Here is a 26,739-nt window from a genome sequence, read left to right as displayed (position 1 = left end):
CGGCGTGGCTCTGGATCCTAGGTCGAGCCCAGGATGACGCGGGAGGGTTCAGGCGACCGCTTCAGTCACCGGCTTCCGCGCATACAGCCCATAGGCCAGGATCAGCGCGTAGCAGATCGCCGGGAGCAGCAGCGCGAAGTGCAGGCTGCCCGACGTATCGGCCAGCATCCCCGTCAGATACGGAATGATCGCGCCACCGACGATCGCGGTGGCGATCACGCCCGACCCTTCGGCCGCACGCTTGCCGAGACCTTCGGACGCCAGCGCGAAGATCGTCGGGAACATCACCGCGTTCATCAGACCGATCGCCAGCAGCGCCCAACCAGACGTCGCGCCTTCGGTGTTCGCCGAGATCAGGATCAGCGCCAGCGTCCCCGTCGCGACGCCCGCGAGCACCTTGCCCGGCGACACCTTGTTCAGCACATACGCGCCGATGAACCGGCCGACGAGCGCGCCGCCCCAGTAGAACGGCACGTGCTTGCCCGCCGCGACGTCGCTCAGCTCCATCACGCTCGGCTGCATCAGATAGTTGACGATCAGCGAGCCGACCGCGACCTCGGCACCGACATACAGGAAGATGCACGCCGTCCCCATCGCGAAGCGCGGGCGCTTGAGCAGCGTGAAGGCGTGGAAGATGCTGCCCGTCTGCTCCTGCTCTTCGTTGAGCCGGTTGCGCCTCGTCCATACGACCGCGGCGACGACCAGCAGCGCGATCGCGAGGCCGATATAGGTGTGGACCACCGTCCGCGACGATTCCGTCCGGTACGCGTCGAGCACGGCACCGGTGAGCTTGGACGAGATCGACCGTGGCCAGCCCGCCGAGGATCAGCGCAGAGCCGACATAGGGGAAGATGGTGGTGCCGAGCGAGTTGAACGCCTGCGCGAACGTCAGCCGGCTCGACGCGGACTTGGGATGACCGAGTGCGGAGATCAGCGGGTTCGCCACGACCTGCACCACGGTGATGCCGGCGCCGAGCACGAACAACGCGAACAGGAACATGCCGAAGCTCGCCTGCCCAGCGGCGGGAATGAACAACAGGCACCCCGCGGTCATCGTCACGAGACCGATCGACGCGGTGCGCATATAGCCTGCTTTCCGCACGATCGCCGCGGCGGGGATCGAGAACAGCGCATAGGCGAGGAAGAACGCCGACTGGACCAGCATCGCGGTCGCGTGGTCGAGCGTGAACAGCTCCTTCATCTTCGGAATGATGATGTCGTTCAGCGAAGTGATGCCGCCGAAGATGAAGAACAGCGCGAACACGAACACGCGCAGATCGGGCGCATCATAGCCGTGGCTGGCATCGCCGTCGGCGGCATGGCCATGCGCCGAGGCGGTGGAATGGGTATCGACGTGCATGATCTGGGGCGCCCTCTCGCGTACTTTGGCCGCGGCATAAGCCGTGGCGGCGGGGCGTGGCAATGCCGAACGGCAATTGCCGGGGTTTGAGGGTTCGGGTATGCTGCACCGGACAAAAAGATTGGGAGAGCATCCGATGGCGACCGCAGTCCTGCGCAATTCGACGGTCTCGACTGCGGAATGGGAGGCGCGCCAACAACTTGCCGCCTGCTACCGCGTGTTCGACATGCTGGGCTGGTCGGAGATGATCTACAACCACATCACGCTCAAGATCCCGGGCGAGGACGGCGCGTTCCTGATCAACCCGTTCGGGCTGCATTTCAGCGAGGTCACCGCATCGAGCCTCGTCAAGATCGACATCGACGGCAACAAGCTCGACGACAATCCCTATCCGGTCAATCTTGCGGGCTTCACGCAGCACGCCCTGTTCCACAAGCATTTGCCCGACGCACATTGCATCATGCACACGCATACCACCGCGGGCATGGCGGTCAGCGCGGTCGAGGGCGGGCTTCAGCCGACCAATTTCTATGCGTGCAACTTCATCGGCCAGATCGCCTATCATGATTTCGAGGGCGTCACCGTCCGCTCCGAAGAAGGCGAACGGCTGATCGAGCATCTCGGCGACAAGCGCGTCATGCTGCTGCGCAACCACGGCATCCTCGTCATGGGGCGGACGCTGCCCGAGGCGTTCATCAAGCACTGGTCGCTGCAGCGCGCCTGCGAGATCCAGGTCGCGACCGCGTCGATGGGGACGCCGATCCTGATCCCCGACGACGTCGTCAGGGTCCACCAGCGCGATCTTGGTAAGGTGTCGCTGCCCGGTGGGGCCGGCAAGGCCGATTTCGACGCGATGGTCCGCCTTGTCGACAAGCAGGATACGGGCTGGCGGCAATAGCCCCTTTCCGCCGGCCTCGGCGATGCGCTAGCGCACGCCGATGACCCGTTTCACCGTCAACAACCAGGCGATCGAATACCGGCTCGATCCGGCCACGCCGCTGCTCTGGGCGCTGCGTGACGCGTCGAACCTGACGGGTACCAAATATGGCTGCGGCACGGGGCAATGCGGCGCCTGCACCGTGGATATCGATGGCCGTGCCCGGCGCAGTTGCCAGGTCCCGATCGGATCGATCGAGGGGAGCTATGTGACGACGATCGAGGGACTGTCGCACGAGCGCAATCATCCGGTGCAGCTCGCCTTCATTGCCGAGGCCGTCCCGCAGTGCGGCTTCTGCATTCCCGGCATAATCATGGCCGCCGCCGCGTTGCTGCACGCCAATGCGAATCCGAGCGAGGCGGACATTCGCACGCACATCACCAATCTGTGCCGCTGCGGCGTGTATCCCCGCGTCATCGAGGCGATCCAGCGCGCCGGTCGGGCAACGCGCGGCGAGGAGGTGCTGCCCGCGGGCCCGCGCCCCGGAATCGACCCCGCGGATTCGGCCCGGCTCGTCCCCGCGCTGGTGCCGCCGCCGGCCCGATAGCATCGGGTGGCCGTCGATTCCTGTCGGATCGCTGACGAACCAATTCAGCTTGGCCTCACGGAGGCACGGGTAGACCGGGGTCACCATAGGAGCCGGCTCGTGCGCCGGCAGTCGAGGACGACCGCGATGACGCGTAGGTTTCTGAAGATGTTGCTCGTTGCATCCGTGCTCGTACCGGTCGCCGCACAGGCGCAGCGTTTCGGTGCCGACGCTCAGGTCAGCGGCGAGGCACGCGGCGATCGCGGCGAACGGCCTGATCGCGGCCAGCGCTTCCAGCGGGCCGATCCTGCTGCCGGGGCTGATCCTGCACAGTCGTTTCGCAGGCAGCGTCCCGCCTTCGACCGCGATCCCGGCGGGGACCGCCCACAACGTCCGGCGTTCGAGCGTGACGGCGCGCGTCCCGACTGGAATGGCCGGCCGCGGGCTGATCGCCAGCCGGTCGATCGTGCGCAGATCGACCGCCAGCAAGCCGCGCGCCCCGAATCGGATCGTCAGGCCGATCAGGTCCGCGACGCCTGGATCCGGAATTCGGCGGATCGTCGCGGCGATGGTCGAGGCTCCGAGCGCGGTGGCTTCCGGAATGATCGCGGCCCGGGCTTCGACCGCGGCCCCGGCTCAGATCGCAATCCCGCGTTTGATCGCGGCCCCGGTTTTGGTCGCGATGGGCGCGGCGACCGCAACGATCGGTTCGATCGCAACGATCAGTTCGGACGCGACGGTCGCTTTGCGCGCGATGATCAGCGCGGACGGGGCTATCAGAACCGGCAGCAGTTCGGCGGCTTCGCGAATGCGCCGGGCTATGGACGTGGCGGCTACGAGACGCGTCGGATCGATCAGCGCGGAACGTGGAACCGCGGTTGGCGCAGCGACAACCGTTATGGCTGGAGCAATTACCGCGCGGCCAACCGGGGCGCCTACCGCCTGCCGCGCTACTATGCGCCAAGCGGGTGGGGCTATGGCTATCGCCGCTTCAACATCGGCTTTTCGCTCAACAGCATCCTGTACAACCAGAATTACTGGATCCAGGATCCCTATACCTATCGTCTTCCCGAGGCATATGGGCCCTATCGCTGGGTCCGCTATTACAATGACGCGCTGCTCGTCGACCTCGACAGCGGACGCGTCGTGGACACGGTGTACGACATCTTCTGGTGACCGAGACGGAGCGTGGCCGAGCTTTCAGTCTTGGTCACGCTCCGCCAGGCCAGCAATGCGCCCTCGTTATCGGGCGTGAGACGATCCCGCGCCGATCCCAGTCCCCGTCCCTCTTGCGTTTCACCGCACCACTGCGCAGATTCAGACGCATGGGCTTCTTCTCCAAAGCAAAACCACAGGATCCGATGGCGACGGTCCGTCAGGCCGCTGGCGCGAGCGTGGCCGCACGGCTCGACGCCAACCCGAAGGTCGAGCGCGTTGCGATCGACGGCGTGCAATTCTACCACCACGCCGATTTCGCCGATGCGGCGACCTGCAAGAAGCTCGTCGCGCTGATCGATTCGAAGCGCCGCCCCTCGACGCTCCTGTCCGATCGCCCCAACAGCAGCTTCCGAACCTCCGAAAGCTGCGACATGGATCGCTGGTCCGCCGACGTGCAACCGACCGATGAGGCGATCGCGCAACTGCTCGGCATCGACCTGCCGCATGGCGAGACGATGCAGGGACAGCGCTATGCCCCCGGCCAGCAATTCCGCGCGCATCACGATTATTTCCATGCCAGCGAAAGCTATTGGGAGCGTATGCAGCAACAGGGCGGTCAGCGGACCTGGACCGCGATGCTCTACCTCAACGACGTGGCCGAAGGCGGCGCGACGTGGTTCCCGCACGCCGGAATCAAGGTCGCGCCGAAACGCGGGCTGCTGCTCGCCTGGAACAACATGAGTGCCGACGGCAGCCCGAACGCGCTGACGCTGCACGAAGGCATGCCCGTCGTCGACGGCGTCAAATATATCGTCACCAAATGGTTTCGCGAACGGCCGTGGATCAAGTGACCTAGGCGCGCCACGGCACCGCCTTTGTCCGGCCCGCTTTGCCGGACACCCCGTTTGCGTCGAGCCGACGCCTGCCGCTGGTGCGCCCACGGTCGAAAGCGAATGCGTCGTGCCCGGGTCGCATGCAGCGCACGCAGGCCGCTCGACAATCGCCCGGCAGCCACTACGTCCGACGCATGACAGTTCTCGGCGTAACCTCGTCCATCCTTGGCCAGCCCTGGCGCTGGCGCGCGCTTGCCGCAGACGGCCGCGACGGCTTCACGGGCGACGATCTCGTCACCCAGCTGCTCCTCGCCCGCGGCTGCCCGCGCGAGGGGCTCGACGCGCACCGCTCGCCGTCGATCCGCGCGTTCATGCCCGACCCGTCGATCTTCCGCGACATGGACCGCGCCGCCGACCGGCTCGCCGATGCGGTTCAGGCGGGCGAACAGGTCGCGATCTTTGGCGACTATGACGTCGATGGGGCGACGTCCGCCGCGCTGATGGTGCTCGTGCTGCGCGCCCTCGGCATCGAGGCGCGGACCTATATCCCCGACCGGCTGCTCGAAGGCTATGGCCCATCGGGCGAAACCATGGTCCGGCTCGCGGGCGAAGGCGCGTCGCTGATCGTGACCGTCGATTGCGGCGCGCAGGCGTTCGACGCGCTGGACGCCGCGCGCGATGCGCCGGTCGACGTCATCGTCATCGATCATCACAAATGCTCGACGACGTTGCCACACGCGCTGGCGGTCGTGAACCCGAACCGGCTCGACGAGGACGAAGGCGCCGCGCACGGCCACCTCGCCGCGGTCGGGATGTGCTTCCTCACCGCCGCCGCGCTCGTCCGCACCTTGCGCACGCGCGGCTTCTTCGCCGATCGGGCCGAGCCGAAGCTGATCGACCTGCTCGACATCGTCGCCCTGGGGACGGTCGCCGATGTCGCGCAGCTGCGCGGGCTGAACCGTGCGTTCGTCGCGCAGGGCCTGAAGGTGATGGGTGCGCGTCGCAACATCGGCGTCGCCGCGCTCATCGAGGCATCGCGGCTGACGCGCAACCCGACCTGTACCGATCTCGGCTTTGCACTGGGCCCGCGGATCAACGCGGGCGGCCGTGTCGGGCGTGCCGACCTCGGCGTCCGCCTGCTCACGACGCTAGACCCCGACGAGGCGCGGACGATCGCGGCTGAACTCGATCGCCTCAACGAGGAACGCCGGGCGATCGAGACGGGCGTGCAGGAGGCGGCCGACCTGCTCGCCAGTCGCGATCGCGCTGTTGCCGTCGTGGCGGGGCATGGCTGGCATCCCGGCGTCATCGGCATCGTCGCAGGCCGGCTCAAGGAAAAGCTTGGCCGGCCCGCGATCGTGATCGCGATCGACGAGCACGGCGTCGGCAAGGGATCGGGACGCTCGATCCCCGGCGTCGATCTTGGCGCGGCGATCATGGCGGCCCGCGAGCACGGCCTGCTGAGCGCAGGCGGCGGGCATGCGATGGCCGCAGGACTCACCATCACCGCGTCCGCAATCCCCGCCTTCACCGACTTCCTCGAGGAGCGGCTCGCGGCCGCCGTCGAGCGATCCAATGGCGACCGGGCGCTCCTCCTCGATGCGGTGCTCGCGCCCGGCGGCGTCAATCCGGGCCTTGTCGACTCGCTCGAGGTGGGCGGACCGTACGGCATGGGCTGGCCAGCGCCCCGCGTGGCGATGGGTCCCGTCCGGGTCATCAGGGCGGACGTCGTCGGCAATGGCCATGTCCGGACCGTCGTCGCGGGCGACGATGGTCGCAGCATCAAGGCGATGGCGTTCCGCGCCGCCGACAGCGCGCTGGGCCAGGCACTGCTCGGCGCCGCACCGCACCGCAAGCTCTGGCTCGCCGGCCGCGCGAAGATCGACGACTGGTCCTCGCGTCCATCGGCGGAATTACACGTCGAAGATGCAGCCTGGGCCGATTGAGGGGTTGACGCCTCGCCGCCTTCCTTTTAGGCGCCTCCCACCACGCAGGCCCCTTCGTCTAGCGGTTAGGACGCGGCCCTTTCACGGCTGAAGCACGGGTTCGATTCCCGTAGGGGTCACCATCTCATCGCTAAGCAGCGGAGATCGGCGGACAAGCAGTAAATCAACGTTTTCGTCGGCGCCTAGTGCTACAAATGGGATGTCGCATTCCGTCAAGCGCGGCAATTTCTGCTTAGGCTAGCGGCATTTGCCTCGGTTAGACGTCAATCTTGTGGTTTTCCCGCCCGTAAGTGCGAAGTCCGAGTAGCATCCGTAACCGGGGGTTCAGCCCCTGCGTCATCGTCTCAACGGACGGCTGCTTCTCGCAATCGTTGCCCAAAAACTGCTGGTCCGCTTCCCACCAACAGCGAAAGTGGGGAAGCAATTCGGACGCCATCGGCGCGTCAAAATTGCAGCGTTAGATCAAGCCCCCTCCGCCATGCGTCGACCAGGGCGTCAGCTGCACGCGGTCGTCGTGGCGGCCTGTGATCAGCAGCCCGCTGACGCCACCGATCACCGCACCGGCAAGGACGTCGTGGACATAATGCTTGTCCGCCTGGACCCGCGCGAGCCCGACGAAACTCGCCACCGCCAGCGCGGGAAGCCCCGCCTGCCAGCCATAGCGCTTCTCAAGCGTCGCCGCCGCGGCGAACGATATCGACGTGTGGCCCGACGGAAAACTCCGGTCGTCGCTGCGGTCGGGCCGGCGCTCGTGAATCAGCTCCTTCAGCACGAACGTCGTGCCCCCCGCCGCGACCAAGCTGCCCGCAGCCTCGAGATCGCCGCGCCAGTCGCCCTGCACCGCGGGCACCCCCAGCGCCGCGCCGACGAGCAGCGTGCGGCCGATGCTGCTCGCCTTGCCCCAGCCATGCGCGCTCGCCTGCGCGGACGACGGGCTGGCGATGGCGACCGCCGCAGCGATGACGGCGAACGGGAACCGGGTCATGCAGATACCTCCGTGTCGACAGGATCGGCCCCGCCGACGAACCGGCGATACAGGCTCGGGAGCAGGAACAGCGTCAATATGGTCGAGGTGACGATCCCGCCGATCACCACGGTCGCGAGCGGTCGTTGCACCTCCGCGCCCGCACCGCTCGCGATCGCCATCGGCACGAACCCGATCGCGGCGACCAGCGCGGTCGACAGCACCGGGCGCAACCGGTCACGCGCGCCGTGGCGGACCGCATCGTCGACCAGGAGCGGATCGCCTTCGCGGCCGTCGCGCAGCGCATTGATATGGTCGACCAGCACCAGCCCGTTGAGCATCGCGATCCCCGACAGCGCGATGAAGCCGATCGCCGCGGTGATCGAGAACGGCATGCCGCGCAGCCACAGCGCCAGCACGCCGCCAGTCACCGCGAACGGGATGCCGGTATAGACGATCGCCGCCTCCTTGATGCTCCCGAGCGCGGCATAGACCAGCAGGAAGATCAGCAGCAACGCCGCGGGGACGACGATCGACAGCCGCTTCTGCGCCGCCTCGAGCTGATGGAACTGGCCGCCGAACTCGATCCTGTAGCCGGGCGGCAGCTTGACCTGGCTGCTGACGGCGGCGCGGGCGCGTGCGACATAGCCGGCAAGGTCGCTCGTCTTGAGATTGACCATCAGCGCGGCGCGACGCTTGCCGCTGTCGTGCAGGATCGGCTCGACGGTACGCGTCTCGCGCAGCGTTGCGACGCGCGACAGCGGCACCATCCCGTATTCGCCGACGCGCAGCGGCAGCGCGAGGATCGCGGACGGATCCGCGCGCAACCCTTCGGCCATGCGGATGACGATCGCGTGGCGCGCCTCGTTGTGCGGGATGAAGCCGACCTCCGCCCCCGCGACCGCGTCGGTGATCGCCTTGTTCACCTCCGCGGTGCCAAGGCCCAGCCGCAGCATCGCTGCATGGTCGAGCGCGACGACGATGCTCTTCGGCCGGCCCGCGGTCTCGAACTCGACGCTTTCGGTGCCGTCCTGCTTCTCGAGGACCGTCTTGGCCTGCCGCGCCGCGCGTTCGAGCACGTCGTAATCCTCGCCGAATATCTTGACCGAGACGTCAGCGCGGACGCCCTCGAGCATCTCGTTGAACCGCATCTCGATCGGCTGCGCGAATTCGAAACTCTGCCCGCGATAGACCTGCTCGCCGACCTTGCGGATACCCTCGACCAGCTCGTCCTTCGTCCGCGGTTTCCCGTCACCCGTCGGCCAGTCCTTTTCGGGGGCATAAAAGACGTAGAGGTCGTTCTCGTTGGGCGGCATCGGGTCGGTCGCGACCTCGCTCGTGCCGATCCGCGAGAAGGTGTGCGTCACCTGCGGGAAATGGCGGCGGATCTGGCGCTCGGTCTCCTGCTCGATCGCGAGGCTCCGTTCGAGCGACATGCCGACCGGGCGATAGACCATCGCGGTGATCGCGCCCTCGTCGAGCTGCGGCGTGAATTGCGAGCCGAGCGTCCTGAACACCCCGGCCGTCGCGGCGAGCAGCAGCAGCGCGCCGATCACCAGCAGCCAGGGATGCGCGATCGCCCGCTCGAGCGCGGGCGCATAGCCGCGCTCCGCATAGCCGATCAGCCCGGTGCGGCGCCCGTCCTCCTGCGCGCTCGCCGGGGCGCGCAACAGCCACGCGGACAGCATCGGCACGATCGTGAAGGTCCAGACCAGCCCGGCGAAGATCGCGAGCATGACCGCCTGCGCCATTGGCTGGAACAGCTTGCCCTCGACTCCGCCGAGGCTGAGGACGGGGACATAGACCAGCGCGATGATCGCGATGCCGAACATTGTCGGGCGCGCGACCATTCGCGCGGCATCCGCCACCGCCGCACGCCGTTCCTCGTCGGTCAGGTCCTCGCCCTTGTCGCGCCGCCGGTTCGCTAGCAGCCGCAAACTATTCTCGACCACCACGATCGCGCCATCGACGATCAGACCGAAATCGAGCGCGCCCAGGCTCATCAGATTGCCCGACACGCCGATCGCGTTCATCCCGGTCACCGTGACGAGGAAGGCGAGCGGGATGACGAGCGCGACGATCAGCGCCGCACGCCAGTTTCCCATCACCACCAGCAGGACGAGCGCGACGAGCAACGCCCCCTCGCCCAAGTTGCGCTCGACGGTCGAGATCGTCCGGTCGACCAGGTCGGCGCGACTATATTGCTCGTCGATCACCATCCCCTTGGGGAGCGCCGCCTGCACCGCGGGCAGCGTGTCGCGGACTCGCAACGCGACTTCGCGGCTGTTCTCGCCGACCAGCATCATCGCAGTGCCCAGCACCGTCTCGCGCGCGCTCTGCGTCGCGGCGCCCTGGCGCGGTGCCGCACCGATGACGACGTTGGCGAGGTCGCGCACCTGGAGCGGCAGAACGCCGCCCGCGAACTTGACGGGGATCGCACCGATCTCGGCGGCGGTCCGGACGCGGCCGTTGGTCAGAACGGTGAACCGCTCCGCCCCGCGCGCGATGATCCCGCCGCCGGCATTCTCGACGTTCCGGCCGACCGCCTCCGCCAGCTCGGCCGCGGTCACGCCGTGCAGCGTCAGCCGCGCGGGGTCGGGCTCGACGACATATTGCTCCTCGAGCCCGCCATTGGTGTTGACGTCGGCAACCCCGCTCACCGCGCGCAGCATCGGCCGGACGGTATATTCCTGCGCCTCGTACAGATCCATCAGCTGGCGCTGCGTCGTCATCCCGCGCGGCGGCCGCTTCCATTCGAGCGTATAGTAATAGATCTCGCCCAGACCCGTGGTGATCGGCGCGAGCTGCGGCGTGGCGCCGGGCGGCAACTGGTCGCGCACCGCGTTCAGCCGCTCGGTCACAAGCTGGCGCGCGCGCATCTGGTCGGTGCCGTCCGCATAAATCAGCGTGACCTGCGCAAGCCCGGTCTTGGTCAGCGCGCGCGTCTCGACCAGCCCGGGCTGCCCCGCCATCGCGCGTTCGATCGGCAGCGTCGCGAGCCGCTCGATCTCCTCGGGCGCGAGCGACGGCACCATCGTGTTGACCTGCACCTGGACCCCGGTGATGTCGGGGATCGCATCGATCCGCAGCGTCGCGAACGCCCACAGGCCGATCGCCGCGATGACCGCGCTGACCGCGGCGACGACGAGCCGGTGGCGCGTGACGAGATCGAGCAGCCCGCGGATCATCGGACGAGCGCGTCGCCGCCGTTGAGCGCGCGCAGCCGGAGCAACGCCTCGAGCGCCTCGCGCCGCGTGTCGAGCACCGCATTGGTCGCCTCGACATAGGATTGCTGCATCTGCATGTAGGTGGTCAGCGGGATCGCCCCCAACCGGTAATTGCGGTCCGCATCGTCGGCCGCCCCGGCAAAGCCCTGCGCCGACGCGCCGTCCCATTTCGCCAGCGCCTGGCGCTTCGCGTCATATTGCGCGGCCTGGTCGAACACGTCGCGCGCGATCCGCCGTTCCGCCTCGATCAGCGTCGCGTTCGCCTGTGCCTGCCGCCCCTGCTCGACCGCGACCTCGCCCGCCTGGCGGTTCCACAGCGGGATCGTCGTCGACAGCCGGACGCCGTAATTGGTCTCGCGGATGTCCGACCGCGCGCGGTCGTAATAGGGGCCGACGCCGAGGATCGGGACCCGCGCCTTGCGCGCCAGATCGACGCGCAGCCCCTGCTGCTCGAATTGCGCCCGCAGCGCCTTCAGTTCGAAATTGTTCGCGCTGGCGCGGTCCGCGAGCGCCTGTCCCGATGCGAGGTCGGGCAGGCCCATGTCGGGACGGACGATCCGGATCCGCGCGGCAAACGGCGCGCCGCGGAGCTGGTTGAGTTCGTACAAAGCCGAATTCGCGTCGGCATCGGCGATCGCGGCGGTGCGCTCCGCGCTGATCGCGCCGCCCTGCAGCGACGCCGCCTCGAGCCGCGGTGCGGGCCCGGCGGGATCGCGTGAGACGATGACGCGCGACAATTCGCGCATCCGCTGCGCGACCGTGCGCGCGACCGCCGCCTTCTCGTCGGCGGCGAACAGCGTGTAGCCCAGCGTCCGCGCGCGCGCCGCCAGCGTCGCATCGAACTGCCGGAGCCCCATCTGCGCCAGCTCGACCTGCCGGTCGGCGATCGCCCGCCTGAGCGCGATCCGCCCGCCAAACTCGATCGGCTGGACGACCGAGACGGCATAGGTCGTGCCCTCGCCCAGCGCGGCATCGGTGGTGCGATCGCTCGCCTGACGCTGGCCGAACTCGACTACCGCCTCGGGATCGGCCCAGCGCCCCGCCGCGCTGCGCTCGGTCCCCGCGGTCTCGATCTGCCGCTGGTAATATTGCCGCTCGGGATTGTTGGCGATGACGTCCTGCACCAGCCGGTCGAGCGACATGCCGGTCTGTGCTGAGGCTTGGGCAGCGACCGGCTGCGCCAGGGCCATCACGGGCAGCGCGGCCAACATCAGCGCGGAAACGGCAATTCGCATGGTGGAAAGTCCTGGTAACGAAGGACTTCCGCTATGCGCGCGGGTGGCCCGCCGTCGACTAAATCCGGGTTCAGAGTCTGAACTGCTATTCAGTTGACGCGGTCGGCCGCGCATGGCGAAGCAGGCGGGTGACGCATATCCTGCTCCTCGAAGACGACGCGGGCACCGCGAACGAGATCGCGCTCGAGCTCGGCGCGCAGGGCTATGCGGTGACGCATCATCTGCGCGTGGCCGACGGGCTGGCGGCGGCGCGCGGCGACGATGTCGACCTGCTGATCGTCGATCGCCAGCTGCCCGATGGCGAGGGGCTCGACCTGATCGAGCGGATCCGCGCCGAGGGCCGCCGCACCCCCGCGCTCGTGCTCAGCGCGCTCGGCAGCCTCGATGACCGGGTCCGCGGACTGCGCGCGGGCGGCGACGACTATCTCGCCAAGCCGTTCGCGCTGGTCGAGCTCGTCGCGCGCGTCCAGGCACTGCTCCGACGCCCCAACGAGACGCGCGACACGCGGCTGATCGTCGGGCCGCTCGATCTCGACCTGCTCGGCGGCACGGGCCGCCGCGCCGGCCGCCCGCTCGACCTCCTCCCGCGCGAGCTCAAGCTGCTCGATTATCTCGTCCGCCGGCCGGGACGGATCGTCACCCGGTCGATGCTGCTCCAGGACGTGTGGGGCTATAGTTTCGAGCCCAACAGCAACGTCGTCGACGTGCATATGGGCCGCCTGCGCCGCAAGGTGGACGCCGAGGGCGAGACGCAGCTGATCCGCAACGTCCGGGGCAGAGGCTATGTCTTCGATCCGGCGGTCTGACCCGCGCACCCGCGCGACGTGGCGGTGGGGCGGTGCGATCGCGGCGCTGCTCGTCGTCCAGTCGATCATGCTCGCCGGCCTGTTCTGGCTGCTCGCCAATGGCAGCCATCGCCGTGATGCGGAGCGCGGCTTTGCCGAGGATTGCCGTTCGCTCGCGACGCTTTCGCCGGAGGTTCGCCGTGTCGAACTGCGCGAGATGCTGGCGCACGACATCCACCGCGACCGGTTCCTCGCGCTGTTCGCCGCTGACGGGACGCGGATCGACGGCAATGTCGCCCGGCTGCCGCCGGATGCGCTGCGGGCCGGCTCGACCGTCGCAACGATCACACCGACCGAACTGCCGGGCAAGACCAGCGACGTCGCGCGGTTGCGGACCTGCGCGATGCCCGACGGCACCCGGCTGCTGACCGGGGTCGACCTTGACAATGCCGAGGGCGCATTGCGGATCATCGAGCGGTCGCTCGCGTTCGGGCTGATCCCGGGCCTTTTGCTCGCGATCGGCTTCGGGCTCGTCGCGGGGCGCCGTGCCGCGACTCAGGTCGATGCGGTGCGCGGCCTGACCGAGCGGATCGTCGCGGGCGATCTCGACCAGCGGCTGCCCGTCGGCGAGCGCCCCGACAGCTTCCGGCTGCTCTGCGCGCACATCAACCTGATGCTCGACCGCATCCAGTCGCTGGTGATCGACGTGCGCGGCGTCGGCGACGACATCGCGCATCAGCTCCGCACCCCGCTGACGCGGCTTCGCGCCCGGCTCGAGCGCGGGCTGCGCGAGGCGGGCGACGTCGCCGCATTCCAGGCCAGCGCCGACGCCGCGCTTGACGAGATCGACCAGCTGCTCGGCATCGTCGCCGCGCTGCTGCGTGTCCGCGAGCTCGAGGACCATGCCCGCCGCAGCCGCTTCGCGCCGGTCGATCTTGCGCGGCTGGCCGAGGATGCGTGCGAGCTCCACCGGCCGACCGCGGAGGATCGCGGGATCGTTCTCAGCTGCGACATCGACCCGGTCGCGCCGATCGAGGGCGATGCGAGCCTGTTGATCGAGGCGATGTCGAACCTGATCGACAATGCGATGAAGTTCGGCCCCGCCGGCGGCCATGTCGCGCTGCTGCTGCGACAGGAGGAGCGCGCGGTCGTCATCACCGTCACCGACCAGGGCGCGGGCGTCCCCGCCGCCGAACGGCCGCTGGTCACGCAGCGTTTCTACCGCGGCCGGCACGACCGCGAGGGTGCGGGGCTGGGGCTGAGCCTGGTCAAGGCGATCGCCGATCTCCACGGCTTCACGCTGCGCTTCGCCGAGACGGGCAGCGCGGTCTCGCTCGTCGGGCCCGGCTGATATCGGCGCCTATAGTCCGATCGCGAGCCTGAGCGTGATCGTCCGGGGCCGCACCGGGACGCTTTGCATCGTCGTGTCGAGCGTGAAGGGATTGCCGAAGCCGAAACTGTTGCCGCGACTGTCGAGCAGGTTGGCGACGTCGATCGACCAGTGCCGCGCGCCCGCGTCGAGCGATACGCCGGTGTCGAGCGTCGCATAGTTGCCGGCCGGCCGGTCGAGCACGGGGTCGAAGCTCAGCCGGCTGCTGCCGACATAACGCGCCTGCGCATAGATCTGCGCGGGCAGCCCGTGCACCACGAAGCGGCGCGCCGCAGCCAGTCGCGCGGACAGGTCGGGGACGACCGGCAGGCGGCGATCGTCGTCCTCGATCGTCGCGCGGCCGGACGGCGCGGTCAGCCGGGCGCGCTGCACCGTCGCCCCGAAGTCGATCGCGACCGGCGCCAGCTCCCATCGCCCGCCGACCTCGAGCCCGACATTGGTCGCATTGCCCGCGTCGATCGTCCCGAGCAGCCCATCCGCGCCGACCGTGTCGCTCCGCAGATGCTCCCAGGTCGAGCCATACAGCGCACCGTGGATGCTCAGCCGGTCACCGCCCAGGCGGATCCGCCACCCCAGCTCGAGGCTCTGCAATTCGTCGCCGGGAATGCGGCGGCCGGCGACGGGCGCGGTTCGGCTGATCCCGGCCGGGCGGACCGCGCTCGCATAGCGCAGCCAGACGAGCCCGAGATCGTCGCGGTGCCAGCTCAGCGTGCCGCTCGGCGTCACCCCCAGCCGGTGCACGCGCTCGCGTTCGGGCCCCTGCTGCTCGAGATGGCTCGTCGTCGAGAAGGCGCGCAGCCCGAGCTTGAAATCGAGCCGCTCGCTGAGCCTTTGCGTTCCCTCGGCGAACAGCGCGGCGTCGGTGACGTTCTCCTCGTCGCGGCGCGCGGTGATCGCGGCCGCGGGCGCAGCCGTGCCGACCGCGAGGAAGCGGCCGTCGAGCCGGCTCGTCGAATGAAGGATCGTCACGCCGACGATCCACGGATGGCGCGCGGTCGGGTCGCTGACGCGCAGCTCCTGCGACAAAAGCTGTGCCGAACGATCCTCGACATAGGAAAGCGGCGCTTGCGCCCCGAGCGCGGGTGCGAGGACGGTCGCATCGTAGGTGCTGCCGAATTCCTGGTCGACGACCGCGGTCGTTGCCCGCGCGTCGAGCTTGCCGATCGGCCCTTGGAGCGTGAGCGTCGCCGCGGTGAAGTCGTTGTCCTGCGGCTCGGCGATGAGCGTCGCGCGCGACAGGCCGCGGGTCGCATATTGGCTGTCGCGCGCATCGATCCGCTGCGCGACGCCGGCGAGCGTCGCATGCCAGTCGCCCAGCGCCCAGCGCAGCGCGGCCCGCGCGCCGTTCCGCCGTGTCCGGTTGACGTCGCGGCGGTCGCGCCCGCTATCGTCGATCCAGCCGGGCATCGTCTCGCTCCAGCCCGAGACGCGCAGCGCGAGCGTACCCGGCCTTATCGGGAGGTTCACGATCCCCTCGACCGCGCCGCCAAGCGCCCCGTTGGTGATGCCCGTCCCCTCGACCGCGACGCTGCCGGCAAAGCGGTCGAGATCGGGCGCGACGGTCGCGATCCGGACCACCCCGCCCAGCGCGCCGGTGCCGTAGAGCGTGCCCTGCGGTCCGCGCAGCACCTCGACGCGATCGACATCGACGAGGCGCAGATCGGGATCGGGCGCGGCATAGCCGATCCGCGCATCGTCGAGATACAGGCTAACGAGCGACTGGCTCGTACCATTGAATGCGCTGTCGGCGACCCCGCGCAGGAAGATCCGGTCACGGCCGGGACCGAGATTGGTCGAAAACGCGCCATCGGTCGTCGCCATCACATCGACCAGCCCGCGCCGTCCCGCCAGCCGCCCCAGCCCCTGCCCGCCGACGATGCTGATGGAGGCGGGCAGATCGGAAAGCCGTTCGTCGCGCTTGCTGGCGGTTACGATGATGTCCCCCGCGGCGAGCTCGGGCGGCGGGCGCGGGATGAGCTTGCGCAGTCGCCGCGTGGGCGCGAGCGGTTCGATCCGCCACGTCGTCGCATCGATGCGGACTGCGTGAAGCGTGCTGCCCGCGAGCATCCTGCGCAGCGCATCGCCGACGTCGCGCGCGTGCTCGATCCGCCTGACGCGCAGATCGGGCAGCGCGCCCGCCATGCCGATCGATATCCCGCTCTGCCGTGCAAGCGCGTCGAGCGCCGAACGCAGCGTTCCCGCCGGAATTGTGAGCGCCGGTCGCTGCGCGTCAACCGCCGCCGCGAGCGTCCAGATGCACGACGCCGCCGACAGCGCGAGCGCGTATCGGCAGGACCGCGCGAAGTTGATCGACGAGCCGCGATCCGTCACCAATCGTCAATACCCCGGAAAAGCGTAGGTCCGCCGCCGATGGGTCGACCATCAGCGGGCGATCAGCATATCGCGATATATCCGCCGCAACCAGCGCGAGCGGTGCGCCGTCATATTCGAGCCGGCCATCGGCCCAGTCCGCGACGCGTGCCGGATCGATGCTCCGGCGCGCCGCGATCTGCTTGGCGGGCGTGATGTCCAGCGCCTGCCCCGCGTGGAGCGTCGTCATGTCTGCCGACTCGCCGCCAATCGGCCTCACCCCGACCATGCCTTGCGCAACGGTCACCGCCACACGCCCATGCGCGCTGACGACGTCGAACCGCGTGCCGATGTCGCGCACCTCGTAACCCCCGGCGCGGACCGTCAGCACGCGCGAGGGATCGTGCCGCACGGCAAAGCTCGCCGCGCCCTGCGCGATCTCGATCACCGGGCTGCGCGCGCCGCTGACCGTCACGCGCGAGCCGCGGTCGATCTGCATCCGGCTGCCATCGGCGAGCGTCACCGCGCGCGTCTCGCTGCGACCGGTCGTGTAGATCTGCGCCGCGGTCTCGGCCGACGGCACCACCAGCAGCAGCGCGAGGCCGGCCGCCAGCGCGCCGCCGCCGCCGAGCGCGGCCAGCCGCCAGCGCGCGGGACGCATCGCGGCGGCAGGCGCGACGGTATCGACGTCGTTCGCCGGCAGCCGCGCGGCAATCGCCGGCGCCGCGTCCGCGATCTCCGCATCGAGCAGCGCGATCGACTCATAGGCGCGGCGATGCTCGGCATCGGCCTCGAGCCACGCGCCGAACCGCGCCCAGTCCATGTCGGGGGACTCGAGCTGCGCATGCCAGGCGGCAGCGGCATCGATTGCTGTCCGTGTGCCCGTCTCCGTATCCGTCATGCCGCCCTCCTTTCCATGCTCAACCATTAGACGCCACCGCGCCCACCGAACCGCAGGTCGCCCACCCGATCACTCATCCAGCGCCTTTCTGAGATGCCGGAGAGCAACCGCGACATGCTTTTCCACCGCGCTGCGCGTGATGCCGAGTTCGGCTGCGATCTCGGCATGTGACGCGCCGTCGATACGGTGCCGCCGAAACACGCGCATCGCGCCCTCGGGCGGGCCCGCGAGGGCGGCGGCGAGGCGGGCGACACGCTCGCGACCGACGACCGCGTCGAACGCGGACGGCCGGTCGTCGATCGCCTCCGCCCCCAGCACCGACGTCGTCGCATCGACATAGCCCGCATCGCGCCGCTGCCGCCGCCCACGCGCGCGGGCCCGGTCGAGCACGATGTTCAGGCCCACCCGGTGGAGGTAGCCGAGCGGATTTCCGATCGGCCCCGCCAGGGGCTCCGCGATGTGAAGCCAGATCTCCTGGACGACATCCTCCGCCTCGGCCGCACTACCCGTTCGCCCGGTAAAGAACCGGACGAGTTGCGGGCGGTGGGCCGCGAGCACCGCAGACAGGCCGTCGATGGGGCCTGCGGGCGAAAGAGTGTCGGCGTCGGTTACGGCACGGCTCCGCGGTCAGGCACCGAGCTTGGCGTTCACCTTGGCGAGCAGTTGCTGCACGTCACCCCGGCGCCCCGCATCGGCGATTTCGCGTCCCGGGCGCGCCGGCGCAGCGAGCGCCGTCCGCAGCGCCTTGGCCGCATCGGCATATTGCCCCTGCGCGAACAGGAAGTCGCCCCAGAAATAATTCGCGTCGATATCGCGCGGCGTGATCTTCAGCCCCGCAAGCAATTCGCTGCGCGCCTTGTCCTTGCTTCCGAAGCCGATCGGCCAGCCGGGCACCTGATAATACAGCGCGCCGAGGCTGGTATGCGCCATCGCGCCCGCCGTGCCATTGTCGAGCTTGCTCGCCCGTTCGAGCATCGTCCGCAGATCCTTGGCGAGCGACAGGCCGCCAATCCCGCCCTTCAGGCCGGCGAGCGACGACGTGACGATACCGTCCCACGCCAGCGCCTCCGCGCGATTGGGTGCAGCCTGCGCCAGTGCGTCCGCCTGCGTCTTGAGCTTCGTCATCGCGCCGAGCTTCTGCGCGGCGGGCACGCGGTAATGGACCTGCGCCCAGGTGCGGGCGATGTCGTCCGCACGGTCGGTCACCGGGTCGGCCAGCGCGGCAGTCGTCAACGCCGCGCCGAGTATGACGGTGAGGACGGCGGGGACGCTGTTCTTGATACGGAATCGCATGATCTTCTCCATCAGATGAAAAGGGCGGCGGCCTTGCGGTCGTTCGCGGCAAGCGCCTGGTCGACCACGCGCGGCATCAGCGCGTTGACGCGGACGAACAGGCTTTCGGGGAACCCGATCACGACGTTGCGGCTCCGCGCGACGATCGCCGCGACGATCCGGTCGGCGACGTGCTCGGGGCTGTCCATCGCCATTCCGGTCGCGTCGGCGAAGGCGAGCACCTTGGGCGAATTGAGCGCGGTGCGCACCGCCCGCGGCGCGACATGCGTGATGCTGACGTCGGTCCCGGCATATTCACGGCGCAGCGCGTCGCTGAAGCCCTTGAGCCCCGCCTTCGCGCTCGAATAGGTCACGAAATGCGCGAACGGGATCGCGCCGAAGACCGACCCGATATTGACGATGCGGCCCGTCCCGCGCGTCTTGAACCGCGGCATCAGCGCACGCGTCAGCATCGCCGGCGCGACGAGGTTGATGATGTACCCCGCCCAGATCGCGTCGGGCGACTGGTCCGCGAACGGCCCGAAATACTGGATGCCCGCCAGGTTGATCAGCCCGTCGACCTCGCGCGCGGCAAGTTCGTCGGCGATCTGTGTGAGCCCCTCGAAGCTGCCGAGATCCGCGACCAGCATATCGTCCGCAAGATCGGAGGCGACCCGGTCGACGCCGATCACCTTTGCACCCGCCGCGCGCAGCCGGGCTGCGACCAGCGTGCCGATGCCGCCGGCGATCCCGGTCAGGACGATGCGTTCGCCGTCAAGCCGCGACATCGATCGCCTCCATCGGAATCGCCGCGAACATCCCGCCGAACAACCCGAACATCGCCTTCGCCATCGCGACGATCGCGATGCGGTCGGCGGGGTCGTCAATCCGGTTCATCAGCCCCTCGAAGAACACCATATGCTCCTGGTCGAGCGCACCGTGCGAGGTGAGATAACGGAATGCCGCGGGCGGCAGGCCGAGGCTCGCCTGCACCGCCTCGGCCCCCTGCTGCGCAAAGGCGATGCTCGTCCCCTCGAGCACGAACACCATGCCGAAGAACGCGGCCGGATTGCCGTGGCGGATCGTGTCATAGGCAGACGCGATCATCGCCGCGGTCGCATCGGACGGCCCCGCCGCGATCGCCGCCGCGCGGTCGCCGCCCGCCGCGGCGATGTCGTCGAGGATCCACGCCTCGTGCCCGGTTTCCTCCGCGATATATTCGTCGAGTGCCGCGACCAGCATCGGGTTATGGCCTAGCCGCATCCGCGCCTCGTGCATCAGCGGCACGGTATGGCTGACGTGATGATAGGCCTGGGTCAGATAGGCGATATAGGTCGCGCGATCGATCCGCCCGGTCAGCCCCGCCTGGAGCTGGGGCGTGCGCAACATCGCCGCGCGCGCCGCGGCGGTCTGATCGACGAGCTGGTCAAAGAACGGCATGGCAGTCTCCCGGTGAAGAATGGCGCTGCGGCGAAGCCGACCATTGGCGGTCAGCGTGCCGTCGGCGGGGGTGAAGGCGCGGACGCTCCGCCAGCCGGCGATCCGTGCATAGGAAGGCAGCGACCGGTTCGCAGCGGCGACCACTGTCGCGATGTCGGCCTCCGGGGCAGACGTCACGATGAAGGCGGACAGCGCCGCGTCGCCATCGCCGTACACGCACGCCTGCGCGACGCCGGGCTGCGCTCGCAGCGCGTCCTCGACCCATTCGGGTGCGACGTTGCGGCCGAAACCGGTGACGAGCATCGACGATTTGCGCCCGACGATCGTCAGCCGCCCGGCGCTGTCGAGCGCGCCGATATCGCCGGTCGCCAGCGGTCCGCCGCCTGGCCGCGGGGCGTCGATCGTGCCGAGATGACCGACCCCGTCGACCAGGATCTCCCCGTCGTCGGCGAGCGTGACGTGGACATGACCGAGCGGCAGCCCGGTGGTGCCGCGCACGCGTTCGCCCAGCGCCTCGATCGCCACCACCGACCCGCACTCTGTCAGGCCATAGCCCTGCACCACGGGCAGCCCCAGCGCGGCGGCGCGATCGAGCAGCGCGACGGGCACGCGCGCGCCGCCAACCGCGACCAGCCGCAGCGCGGGCAAGCGGCGCCCGGATGCCTCGAGCACCGCGACGATGCCGCCGAGCAGTTCGGGTACCAGGATCAGGCTGGTCGCGCGCGTCGCCGCGATCGCCTCGACCATCTGCGGAAGATCGGGGCGAAACGGCTGTGCGAGCCCGATCGCCGCCGCACCGCGTGGTGCATAGGTGCCGCCCGCGAGCAGGCTGGCATAAAGCCCCGCTACGTTTTCGAGCAACACGGCAAGCGGCAGCAGCAGCAGGTGCGTCCCCGCCATGTCCGCGCCGAACCGCGCGACGATCGCCGTGGCGGTGGCGAGCATCAGCGTATCGGGCAGGCAGATGCCCTTGGGCGCGCCGGTCGAACCCGAGGTATAGCTGATCTTCGCGGTACCTGCGGGGACCGCGCGCCGCGCAAGGTCGAGCCGCCGGATCGACCGCGCATCGATGATCGCGCACGCCCCCGCGTCGCGCAGCACCGCGTCGGCGTGTGCGGGCGTGAAGAAGGCCGGGATCGGTACGCAGGCGACGCCGAGCGACAGCAGCGCAAGATCGGCGAGAATCCAGTCGATGTCGTTGTCGCTCGCCAGCCCGACGGGTGCCGCCGTGCCGTCCAGCACCCGCCCGAGCGTGTCCGCGATCGTCGCGACGCGCGGGGGAGCGCGGCATAGCTGATGCGCTCCCGGCCATCGTCGACCGCGATCCGGTCCGGGACCTGCGCCGCCCGCGCCACGATCGAGTCGTACAGCGCGCTCATGCCGCCGCCGTCCGCAACGCGACATAGCGGCCGAGACCCGCGACGCCGTCGGCGATCACGCCGACGCACACGCGCGGATCGTCGTCGTAATAGCTGCCCCAGCGCGCGGCATCGGCAAGCCGGCCGGGGTCCGCGCGCGCGATCTCGACCAGCGGCACCCCCGCCCGCCCGAGCAGCCGTCGGACCGTCGCGGTGACCGTCGCGACGACGAGCGCGTGACCCGCGCCCAGCGCGGTAGCGGTGTCGTGCCACAGGTGAATCAGCGCGACCGGCGACGTGCTGGCGAGACAGCCGATCTCGACGATCTCCGCACGATCGACCGCGCGCCCCAGCCGCTCCGAAACCGCCTGTTCGATCGGGCGGTCGAGATAGGCTTCGAGGAACAGGCGCTGGTCCGCTGCCGACCGATAGCCGAGCGCGGCCGCATCCGACGCCCCGCGCCCGCTGGCGCCGCGAACCTGCCAGGCGGGATAGGCGGGGTCCGCCGTCGCCCCGAACGCCTGGTCGAAGCGCGTGCTCACGAACCGCCTGATCTCGTCCTCCCGCATCCGCCCGTCTCCTTCGAGGAGGTGACGCCGCCGCCGCGCGCGCACCGCAGTCCGCGCCCGCCGGCGATGACGATTTTTTTATTCCAGCCCCCGCGCCCACAGCGCGTCGCACACCCGGATGACCAGGACCGCGATCGCCAGCACCGCGCCGATCGCGAGGGCAAGATAGAAATCCGGCGCCGCCCAGGCGGTGCGCGCCGTAGCCCGGGGCCTTGCGAGACGCCCGTCCCCGCTGAAATCAGAGGGGTCCGCATCCTCGACGATCGCGGCGGGTGCCGGGTCGACGGCGGCGGGGTGCGCGACGGCGATGGCGATGGCGATGGCGGTCATGACCGTGTTCCTTCCCGGATCGCAGGCGCAAGCCCCGCATAGAGCGAGAGCAGCGCGTCGAAATGATCGTCCATCGTCCGGACGGACCGGACCGCGCGCCGCACGGGCGCTGTCCGTGCGACCGCACGGATCGCCGCGGCGGCGCTGTGCGCATCGCCCGAGCGATAGGTGACGCCGCCGCCTGCGCGCGCGAGGTCGGCGGCACCGCCGCGATCGGGCGCGATCAGCGTACAGCCCGACGCGACCGCCTCCGCCGCGGCAAAGCAGAACGTCTCCGCCTCGCAGCCATGGATCACCGCATCCGCGCTCGCCATCATCCGCGCCAGCGCCGCGCGGTCGCGGGTCGGTTCGATCAGGCGGACGTGCGGATTGCCCGCGATCGCATCGACCACCGCGCGCTGGCGCGATCCGCCGCCGATGATGACCAGCCCGGCCGGCACCTGCGCGCCCGCCAGCGTTGTCGCCTGCGCGACCATCGGCCAGCGCTTCTCGGGCGCATGCCGCCCCACCCCGATCAGCAGCAACGCGGTCTCGGGCAGCCCGCACAGCCCGAGCATCGCGCGCCGCGCATCGGCGTCGCGAAGCGTGGGGGAGAACAGTCCCGGCTCGACCCCCATCGGATCGGTCACGACCTTGCGCAGCCCGCCGTCGCGCAACCGCCCGGTCAGGCTGTCGCTTGCGCTCACCACCATGTCGAACCGCTGGTCGAGCCGGCGCAGATGCCGCCAATACCAGCCGAACGCACGATCGACCGTCTGCGTCGATGCGACCTGTTCGAACCAGCGATACGCATAGGCGGACAGCGGGTCGGCATGCGCAACCAGCGCGAGCCGCGCGCGACTGCGGCGCTCGGCGCGCCAGTCGGCGACGATCGAGGCGCTGCGCCACGGTGACGACACCTCGACCAGGTCCGCATCCTCTTCGTCGAGCACGCGGTACAAGGCGGGGCGGTCGGCGAAATAGCGATAGGCGCGGTCGAGCGGGAACCGGGGCGACCGCAACCAGCGGATTCGCGCGCGCGGTCCACGGCGTTCCTCCGCATCGCGCGCGCCGGGTGCGACGACGACGACCTCGTGCCCCCGCGCCGCGAGCGCGACGAGCTTGCGGTCGACATAGGTGCGCACCCCGCCGCCGCTCGGCGTGTAGAAGGCGCAGACATCGACGATCTTCATGCCGCCGCTCCGTCCTGGGGGAGAAGATCGGCATAGCGCGCGACCGTCCGTCGTGCCGCGAGCGTCCCGATGGTCTGCGCGATGCTCGTCATCAGCGATGCCTTGGTGACGTCGCCCGGATGCACCGCGACCCGTAAGGTCGGCAGCCAGTCGGGCAGCGCGCGCGCGGCGGCGGCAACCGCGAGCGAACTCGCGGTCCGCGCCGCCGACCGGCTCGCCCAGGTCACCACCGGCCCGCGCGCGACGATTGCCTCGGTCGCCGGCTGCCACACGCGGACATGATCCTCCGCAAGCGCGAAATCGCAGGCCTTCAGCGCCGCCCTCGCCCCTGCGCCATAAAGCCAGGCGGGGGCGATGAATCCCGCGACCGGACGACCGATCGCGTCCTCGACGACCGCGCGCCCACGCCGCATGCGATCCTCGGCCTCGTCCGCGCCGAGCCCCAGGAACTCGCCCTCGCCCGCGGTCATGTACCGGGCCTTCATCGCGGCGGCGGCGGTCGGGTGGTCGCTTCCGTCACGGTGGAACCAGCCGTGCAGGAACATTTCGACTCCCGCATCGGCCCAGTGCCGCAACCGGCGCGCGAACGCCGGCGAACGGTCGAGCGGGGCACGGCCCCAATGATCGGGCACGACGAGCATCGCAAAGCGCGGCCCGCCAAGGATCGCGCCGATCGTCTCGGCCAGCTGCTCGATCGGATCGGCAAAGGCGGGCGAGACATCGTGGATCGACACCACCAGTCGCCGGTTCGCCGCAGCACCATCCCGCCGGGGATCACCGATCATCATGTCGTCATTCCCGTCACCTCTCGCCGCTGCATGCCGGGTGACGGCACCACGCCACCCGATCCGCAGCTCCCCGCGGACACCAGGCGGCAATTTTTTCCGCCCCCACCGCGCACCAAGCTGCGGATCACGCAGCCCCGCGGCGTCGAGGGGCCATGACCGAACCAGGATCGTCCGCCGCCGCCCCCGCCCCCGCTCTGCCCGCACTACCCGCCTTGCCGCTCACACCCATCGCGGTGCATCAGGGTATCGTCGCACGCTGGCTGACGCCGGCGCTGTCCGCGGCGATCCTTGTCGCTGCGCTGTGGCAGCTGCGGCATCTCGACGTGCGCGGCGTGATCGCGATGCTGCCGCGGTCGCCGCGGTTCTGGCTGGTGTTCGCCGCGGGCTATCTGGCGATGCCGGCGAGCGAATGGGTCATCTACCGCCAGCTCTGGGCGCTGCCGGCCAGGGGGTTTCTCGCGCTGCTGCGCAAGCGGATCAGCAACGAGATCGTCGCGGGCTATTCGGGCGAGCTCTATTTCTATGCCTGGGCGCGGCGGCACGCGACGCTGATCGGGACGCCGTTCGGCGCGATCAAGGACGTGTCGATCCTGTCCGCGGTGGTCGCCAATGGCTGCACGCTCGCGCTCGCCGCGGTAAGCTGGCGCGCGCTGCTCGCGCTCAACCTCGGGACCGATGCCAAGGTGATGCTGGTGTCCGCCGCGAGCATCGCGCTGCCCTCGCTCGTCACGCTCGCGCTGCGCAAACGGCTGTTCACGCTGCCGGGGACCGCACTCCGCCGCATCGCGCTGATCCACCTCCTCCGCATCGCCGCCACGACGACGCTCGCGGCGATGCTGTGGGCGGTGACGCTGCCCGCCGCGCCGCTCGCCTGGTGGCTCGTGCTCGCGGCGCTGCGCATGCTCGTCTCGCGTCTGCCGCTTTTGCCCAACAAGGACATCGTCTTTGCCGGGCTCGTCGCCTTCACCATCGGCCAGGCGTCGCAGGTAACCGAAATGCTGACGATGATCGCCGCGCTCTGGCTCGTCACGCACCTGCTGCTCGGCGCGATCCTCGCCGCGGTCGAGCTTGCCCAGCCGGAGGCCGGGCGATGATCCTCCGCTCGTCGCCCTGCTCGTAGCCGCACGAAAGCGAGCCCCCATCCTCGTGACGGTCGACGGGTTGAAGGATCGCACGGGACGGCTGCGCGCCAAGATCTACGCGGCAACGACCGGCGACTTTCTCGCCGACGACAAGGTCTCTGGTCGCGCGGGAGGCCTTAAAGACACTCGCGCTTGTCCGAACGCAGGTCTCCAATCTCTGGCTCACGGGTTGGCACCGCCTCGATTCACAGAGCAGCGCCGTCGGCTGGACGAACCTGAGCACCGCCAATGCGGGCGGTGCACAAGATTAAAGACTATCGCCGGTGATGGCGCTCGGCGGACCGGTCTTATCGAGCGCATTGCTGCTCGCCGCACCCGACCACGACGACAGGGTCGGCACGCGCACCGCCACCATCGACCTGACGCCGGCCGCGCTCGAGTGTGATGTCGAACCTGGCTGGCCCACCGCCCTCGGTCTCAGCCGGTCCCTGCGTCCTTGCATCGCACGCGGTCAACGCCAGCCACATCGACGGTGTCCACGACACTGCAGGCTTTGCCACGCTGGTGCTGCGATAATCCGAACGTTCCGGGCTCGCTCGCCGCCCGCTGTCGCGGCAGCGTACGAGTAGGGCAACCACGACCATCGGACCTGCCGCGCCTGAATACCTCCCCGCGAACGACGACGCACGTCGAAGGGCGAACCAACATTAGAGGTCAGTCATCCTTGACCTGCTGTTGGTAGCCGGTTGATCCGCAGGTATCGTGCGTTTGCCCCTCGTGAACGAGCGCCGGCAGATTGGACGAGATAGACCTTACGGGAAGGGTGTGACGGTTTTAGCCATGCAGCGAATTGTCTGACCGTTCTGCACTTCTGGGGGTAGCCGGATCGGCCAGTTCCGGGCGGGAATTCGCCCCCCGGTCGGCGCAAACCACCGCCCGCAGACTCGACGAAGCGTGCAAATTGGGCGCCCGGAACGTCTGAATTGCCTGCTGGTTCCCGCTCAAAACGAAAATCCGACGTGCCCGTTCATCTGCCGTCAATCTTCGGAAGGGCTTTGGGGCGGAACGGTTTCGGGATGATCCGTCCACAGAAAAAACACCGGATTACTCGCACTTACCGTGAACTTCAGGGAACCAAGCGCTGTACGGGGATAAC

21 protein-coding genes, 1 tRNA gene and 1 pseudogene are annotated in these 26,739 nt (G+C 69.3%); 9 read left to right on the top strand and 14 right to left on the bottom strand.

The features are described 5' to 3' along the window. Positions 1-48: 48 nt before the first annotated feature. Positions 49-1,360: pseudogene (locus QP165_RS15400) on the bottom strand (sugar MFS transporter). 136 nt (positions 1,361-1,496) lie between these two features. Here QP165_RS15400 and QP165_RS15395 point away from each other — a divergent pair. The 6 genes from QP165_RS15395 to QP165_RS15370 all read left to right on the top strand — a co-directional run bounded on the left by QP165_RS15395 (position 1,497) and on the right by QP165_RS15370 (position 6,882). Then, the gene (locus tag QP165_RS15395; protein ID WP_333996285.1) at positions 1,497-2,258 is read left to right on the top strand and encodes a class II aldolase/adducin family protein; all 762 of its coding nucleotides are present in this window, start codon (positions 1,497-1,499) and stop codon (positions 2,256-2,258) included. Between the two features lie 40 nt (positions 2,259-2,298). Beyond that, positions 2,299-2,844 carry a (2Fe-2S)-binding protein gene (locus QP165_RS15390; RefSeq protein WP_333996284.1) on the top strand — a complete coding sequence of 182 codons (546 nt, stop codon included), beginning with the start codon at positions 2,299-2,301 and terminating at the stop codon, positions 2,842-2,844. Positions 2,845-2,970: 126 nt separating this feature from the next. After that, complete coding sequence (locus QP165_RS15385; RefSeq protein ID WP_333996283.1) at positions 2,971-3,999, top strand: RcnB family protein; 1,029 nt, start codon at positions 2,971-2,973, stop codon at positions 3,997-3,999. A gap of 149 nt (positions 4,000-4,148) precedes the next feature. Then, positions 4,149-4,832, top strand: coding sequence for a prolyl hydroxylase family protein (locus QP165_RS15380; protein ID WP_333996282.1), 684 nt, complete (start codon positions 4,149-4,151; stop codon positions 4,830-4,832). Between the two features lie 176 nt (positions 4,833-5,008). After that, on the top strand, positions 5,009-6,760 hold the full coding sequence (gene recJ, locus QP165_RS15375) for a single-stranded-DNA-specific exonuclease RecJ (protein ID WP_333996281.1): 1,752 nt from the start codon (positions 5,009-5,011) through the stop codon (positions 6,758-6,760). Between the two features lie 47 nt (positions 6,761-6,807). Then, positions 6,808-6,882, top strand: a tRNA-Glu gene (locus QP165_RS15370). A 335-nt stretch (positions 6,883-7,217) separates the two neighbouring features. Here QP165_RS15370 and QP165_RS15365 read toward each other — a convergent pair. From QP165_RS15365 to QP165_RS15355, 3 genes are read right to left on the bottom strand one after another with little or no spacing between them, the layout of a single operon-like run. After that, positions 7,218-7,745: a phosphatase PAP2 family protein gene (locus tag QP165_RS15365; protein WP_333996280.1), complete on the bottom strand. Its 528-nt coding sequence runs from the start codon at positions 7,743-7,745 to the stop codon at positions 7,218-7,220. After that, entirely contained in the window at positions 7,742-10,912 is a 3,171-nt protein-coding gene (locus QP165_RS15360; RefSeq protein WP_333996279.1) for an efflux RND transporter permease subunit, read from the bottom strand. The genes QP165_RS15365 and QP165_RS15360 overlap by 4 nt, the downstream gene beginning before the upstream one ends. Further along, a complete protein-coding gene (locus QP165_RS15355; RefSeq protein ID WP_333996278.1) occupies positions 10,909-12,186 on the bottom strand; it encodes a TolC family protein in 1,278 nt (425 codons plus the stop codon). The genes QP165_RS15360 and QP165_RS15355 overlap by 4 nt, the downstream gene beginning before the upstream one ends. A gap of 128 nt (positions 12,187-12,314) precedes the next feature. On the opposite strand from QP165_RS15355, the gene QP165_RS15350 reads away from it, so the two are divergent. Both QP165_RS15350 and QP165_RS15345 read left to right on the top strand, forming a co-directional pair. Then, positions 12,315-12,992 carry a response regulator transcription factor gene (locus QP165_RS15350; protein ID WP_333996277.1) on the top strand — a complete coding sequence of 226 codons (678 nt, stop codon included), beginning with the start codon at positions 12,315-12,317 and terminating at the stop codon, positions 12,990-12,992. After that, positions 12,970-14,322 carry a sensor histidine kinase gene (locus tag QP165_RS15345; RefSeq protein ID WP_333996276.1) on the top strand — a complete coding sequence of 451 codons (1,353 nt, stop codon included), beginning with the start codon at positions 12,970-12,972 and terminating at the stop codon, positions 14,320-14,322. The genes QP165_RS15350 and QP165_RS15345 overlap by 23 nt, the downstream gene beginning before the upstream one ends. 9 nt (positions 14,323-14,331) lie before the next feature. Here QP165_RS15345 and QP165_RS15340 read toward each other — a convergent pair whose 3' ends face one another. The 10 genes from QP165_RS15340 to QP165_RS15295 all read right to left on the bottom strand — a co-directional run bounded on the left by QP165_RS15340 (position 14,332) and on the right by QP165_RS15295 (position 24,498). After that, complete coding sequence (locus QP165_RS15340; RefSeq protein WP_333996275.1) at positions 14,332-16,692, bottom strand: TonB-dependent receptor; 2,361 nt, start codon at positions 16,690-16,692, stop codon at positions 14,332-14,334. After that, positions 16,592-17,572, bottom strand: coding sequence for a FecR family protein (locus QP165_RS15335; RefSeq protein WP_333996274.1), 981 nt, complete (start codon positions 17,570-17,572; stop codon positions 16,592-16,594). The genes QP165_RS15340 and QP165_RS15335 overlap by 101 nt, the downstream gene beginning before the upstream one ends. 69 nt (positions 17,573-17,641) lie before the next feature. Next, on the bottom strand, positions 17,642-18,130 hold the full coding sequence (locus tag QP165_RS15330; RefSeq protein WP_333981277.1) for an RNA polymerase sigma factor: 489 nt from the start codon (positions 18,128-18,130) through the stop codon (positions 17,642-17,644). 69 nt (positions 18,131-18,199) lie between these two features. Further along, complete coding sequence (locus QP165_RS15325; protein ID WP_333996273.1) at positions 18,200-18,865, bottom strand: hypothetical protein; 666 nt, start codon at positions 18,863-18,865, stop codon at positions 18,200-18,202. Between the two features lie 11 nt (positions 18,866-18,876). Continuing rightward, positions 18,877-19,632, bottom strand: coding sequence for an SDR family NAD(P)-dependent oxidoreductase (locus QP165_RS15320; protein WP_333996272.1), 756 nt, complete (start codon positions 19,630-19,632; stop codon positions 18,877-18,879). Next, positions 19,619-21,526 (bottom strand): AMP-binding protein, encoded by a 1,908-nt coding sequence (locus QP165_RS15315; protein WP_333996271.1) that lies wholly within the window; start codon positions 21,524-21,526, stop codon positions 19,619-19,621. The genes QP165_RS15320 and QP165_RS15315 overlap by 14 nt, the downstream gene beginning before the upstream one ends. Before the next feature lie 133 nt (positions 21,527-21,659). Continuing rightward, entirely contained in the window at positions 21,660-22,211 is a 552-nt protein-coding gene (locus QP165_RS15310) for a thermostable hemolysin (RefSeq protein WP_333996270.1), read from the bottom strand. A gap of 78 nt (positions 22,212-22,289) precedes the next feature. Then, complete coding sequence (locus QP165_RS15305; RefSeq protein WP_333996269.1) at positions 22,290-22,541, bottom strand: hypothetical protein; 252 nt, start codon at positions 22,539-22,541, stop codon at positions 22,290-22,292. Then, positions 22,538-23,713, bottom strand: a complete 1,176-nt coding sequence (locus tag QP165_RS15300; protein ID WP_333996268.1) for a glycosyltransferase — start codon at positions 23,711-23,713, stop codon at positions 22,538-22,540. Before QP165_RS15300 ends, QP165_RS15305 begins: the two co-directional genes overlap by 4 nt. After that, the gene (locus QP165_RS15295; protein WP_333996267.1) at positions 23,710-24,498 is read right to left on the bottom strand and encodes a polysaccharide deacetylase family protein; all 789 of its coding nucleotides are present in this window, start codon (positions 24,496-24,498) and stop codon (positions 23,710-23,712) included. The genes QP165_RS15300 and QP165_RS15295 overlap by 4 nt, the downstream gene beginning before the upstream one ends. Positions 24,499-24,653: 155 nt before the next feature. Between QP165_RS15295 and QP165_RS15290 the strand changes: the two genes are divergently transcribed. Continuing rightward, positions 24,654-25,595 carry a hypothetical protein gene (locus QP165_RS15290; protein WP_333996266.1) on the top strand — a complete coding sequence of 314 codons (942 nt, stop codon included), beginning with the start codon at positions 24,654-24,656 and terminating at the stop codon, positions 25,593-25,595. Positions 25,596-26,739 lie beyond the last annotated feature (1,144 nt).

It is taken from the genome of Sphingomonas sp. 22R3R2A-7 (genome assembly GCF_036856055.1).
Lineage (GTDB): Bacteria > Pseudomonadota > Alphaproteobacteria > Sphingomonadales > Sphingomonadaceae > Sphingomonas.
This window is presented reverse-complemented; position numbering and strand designations above follow the sequence as displayed.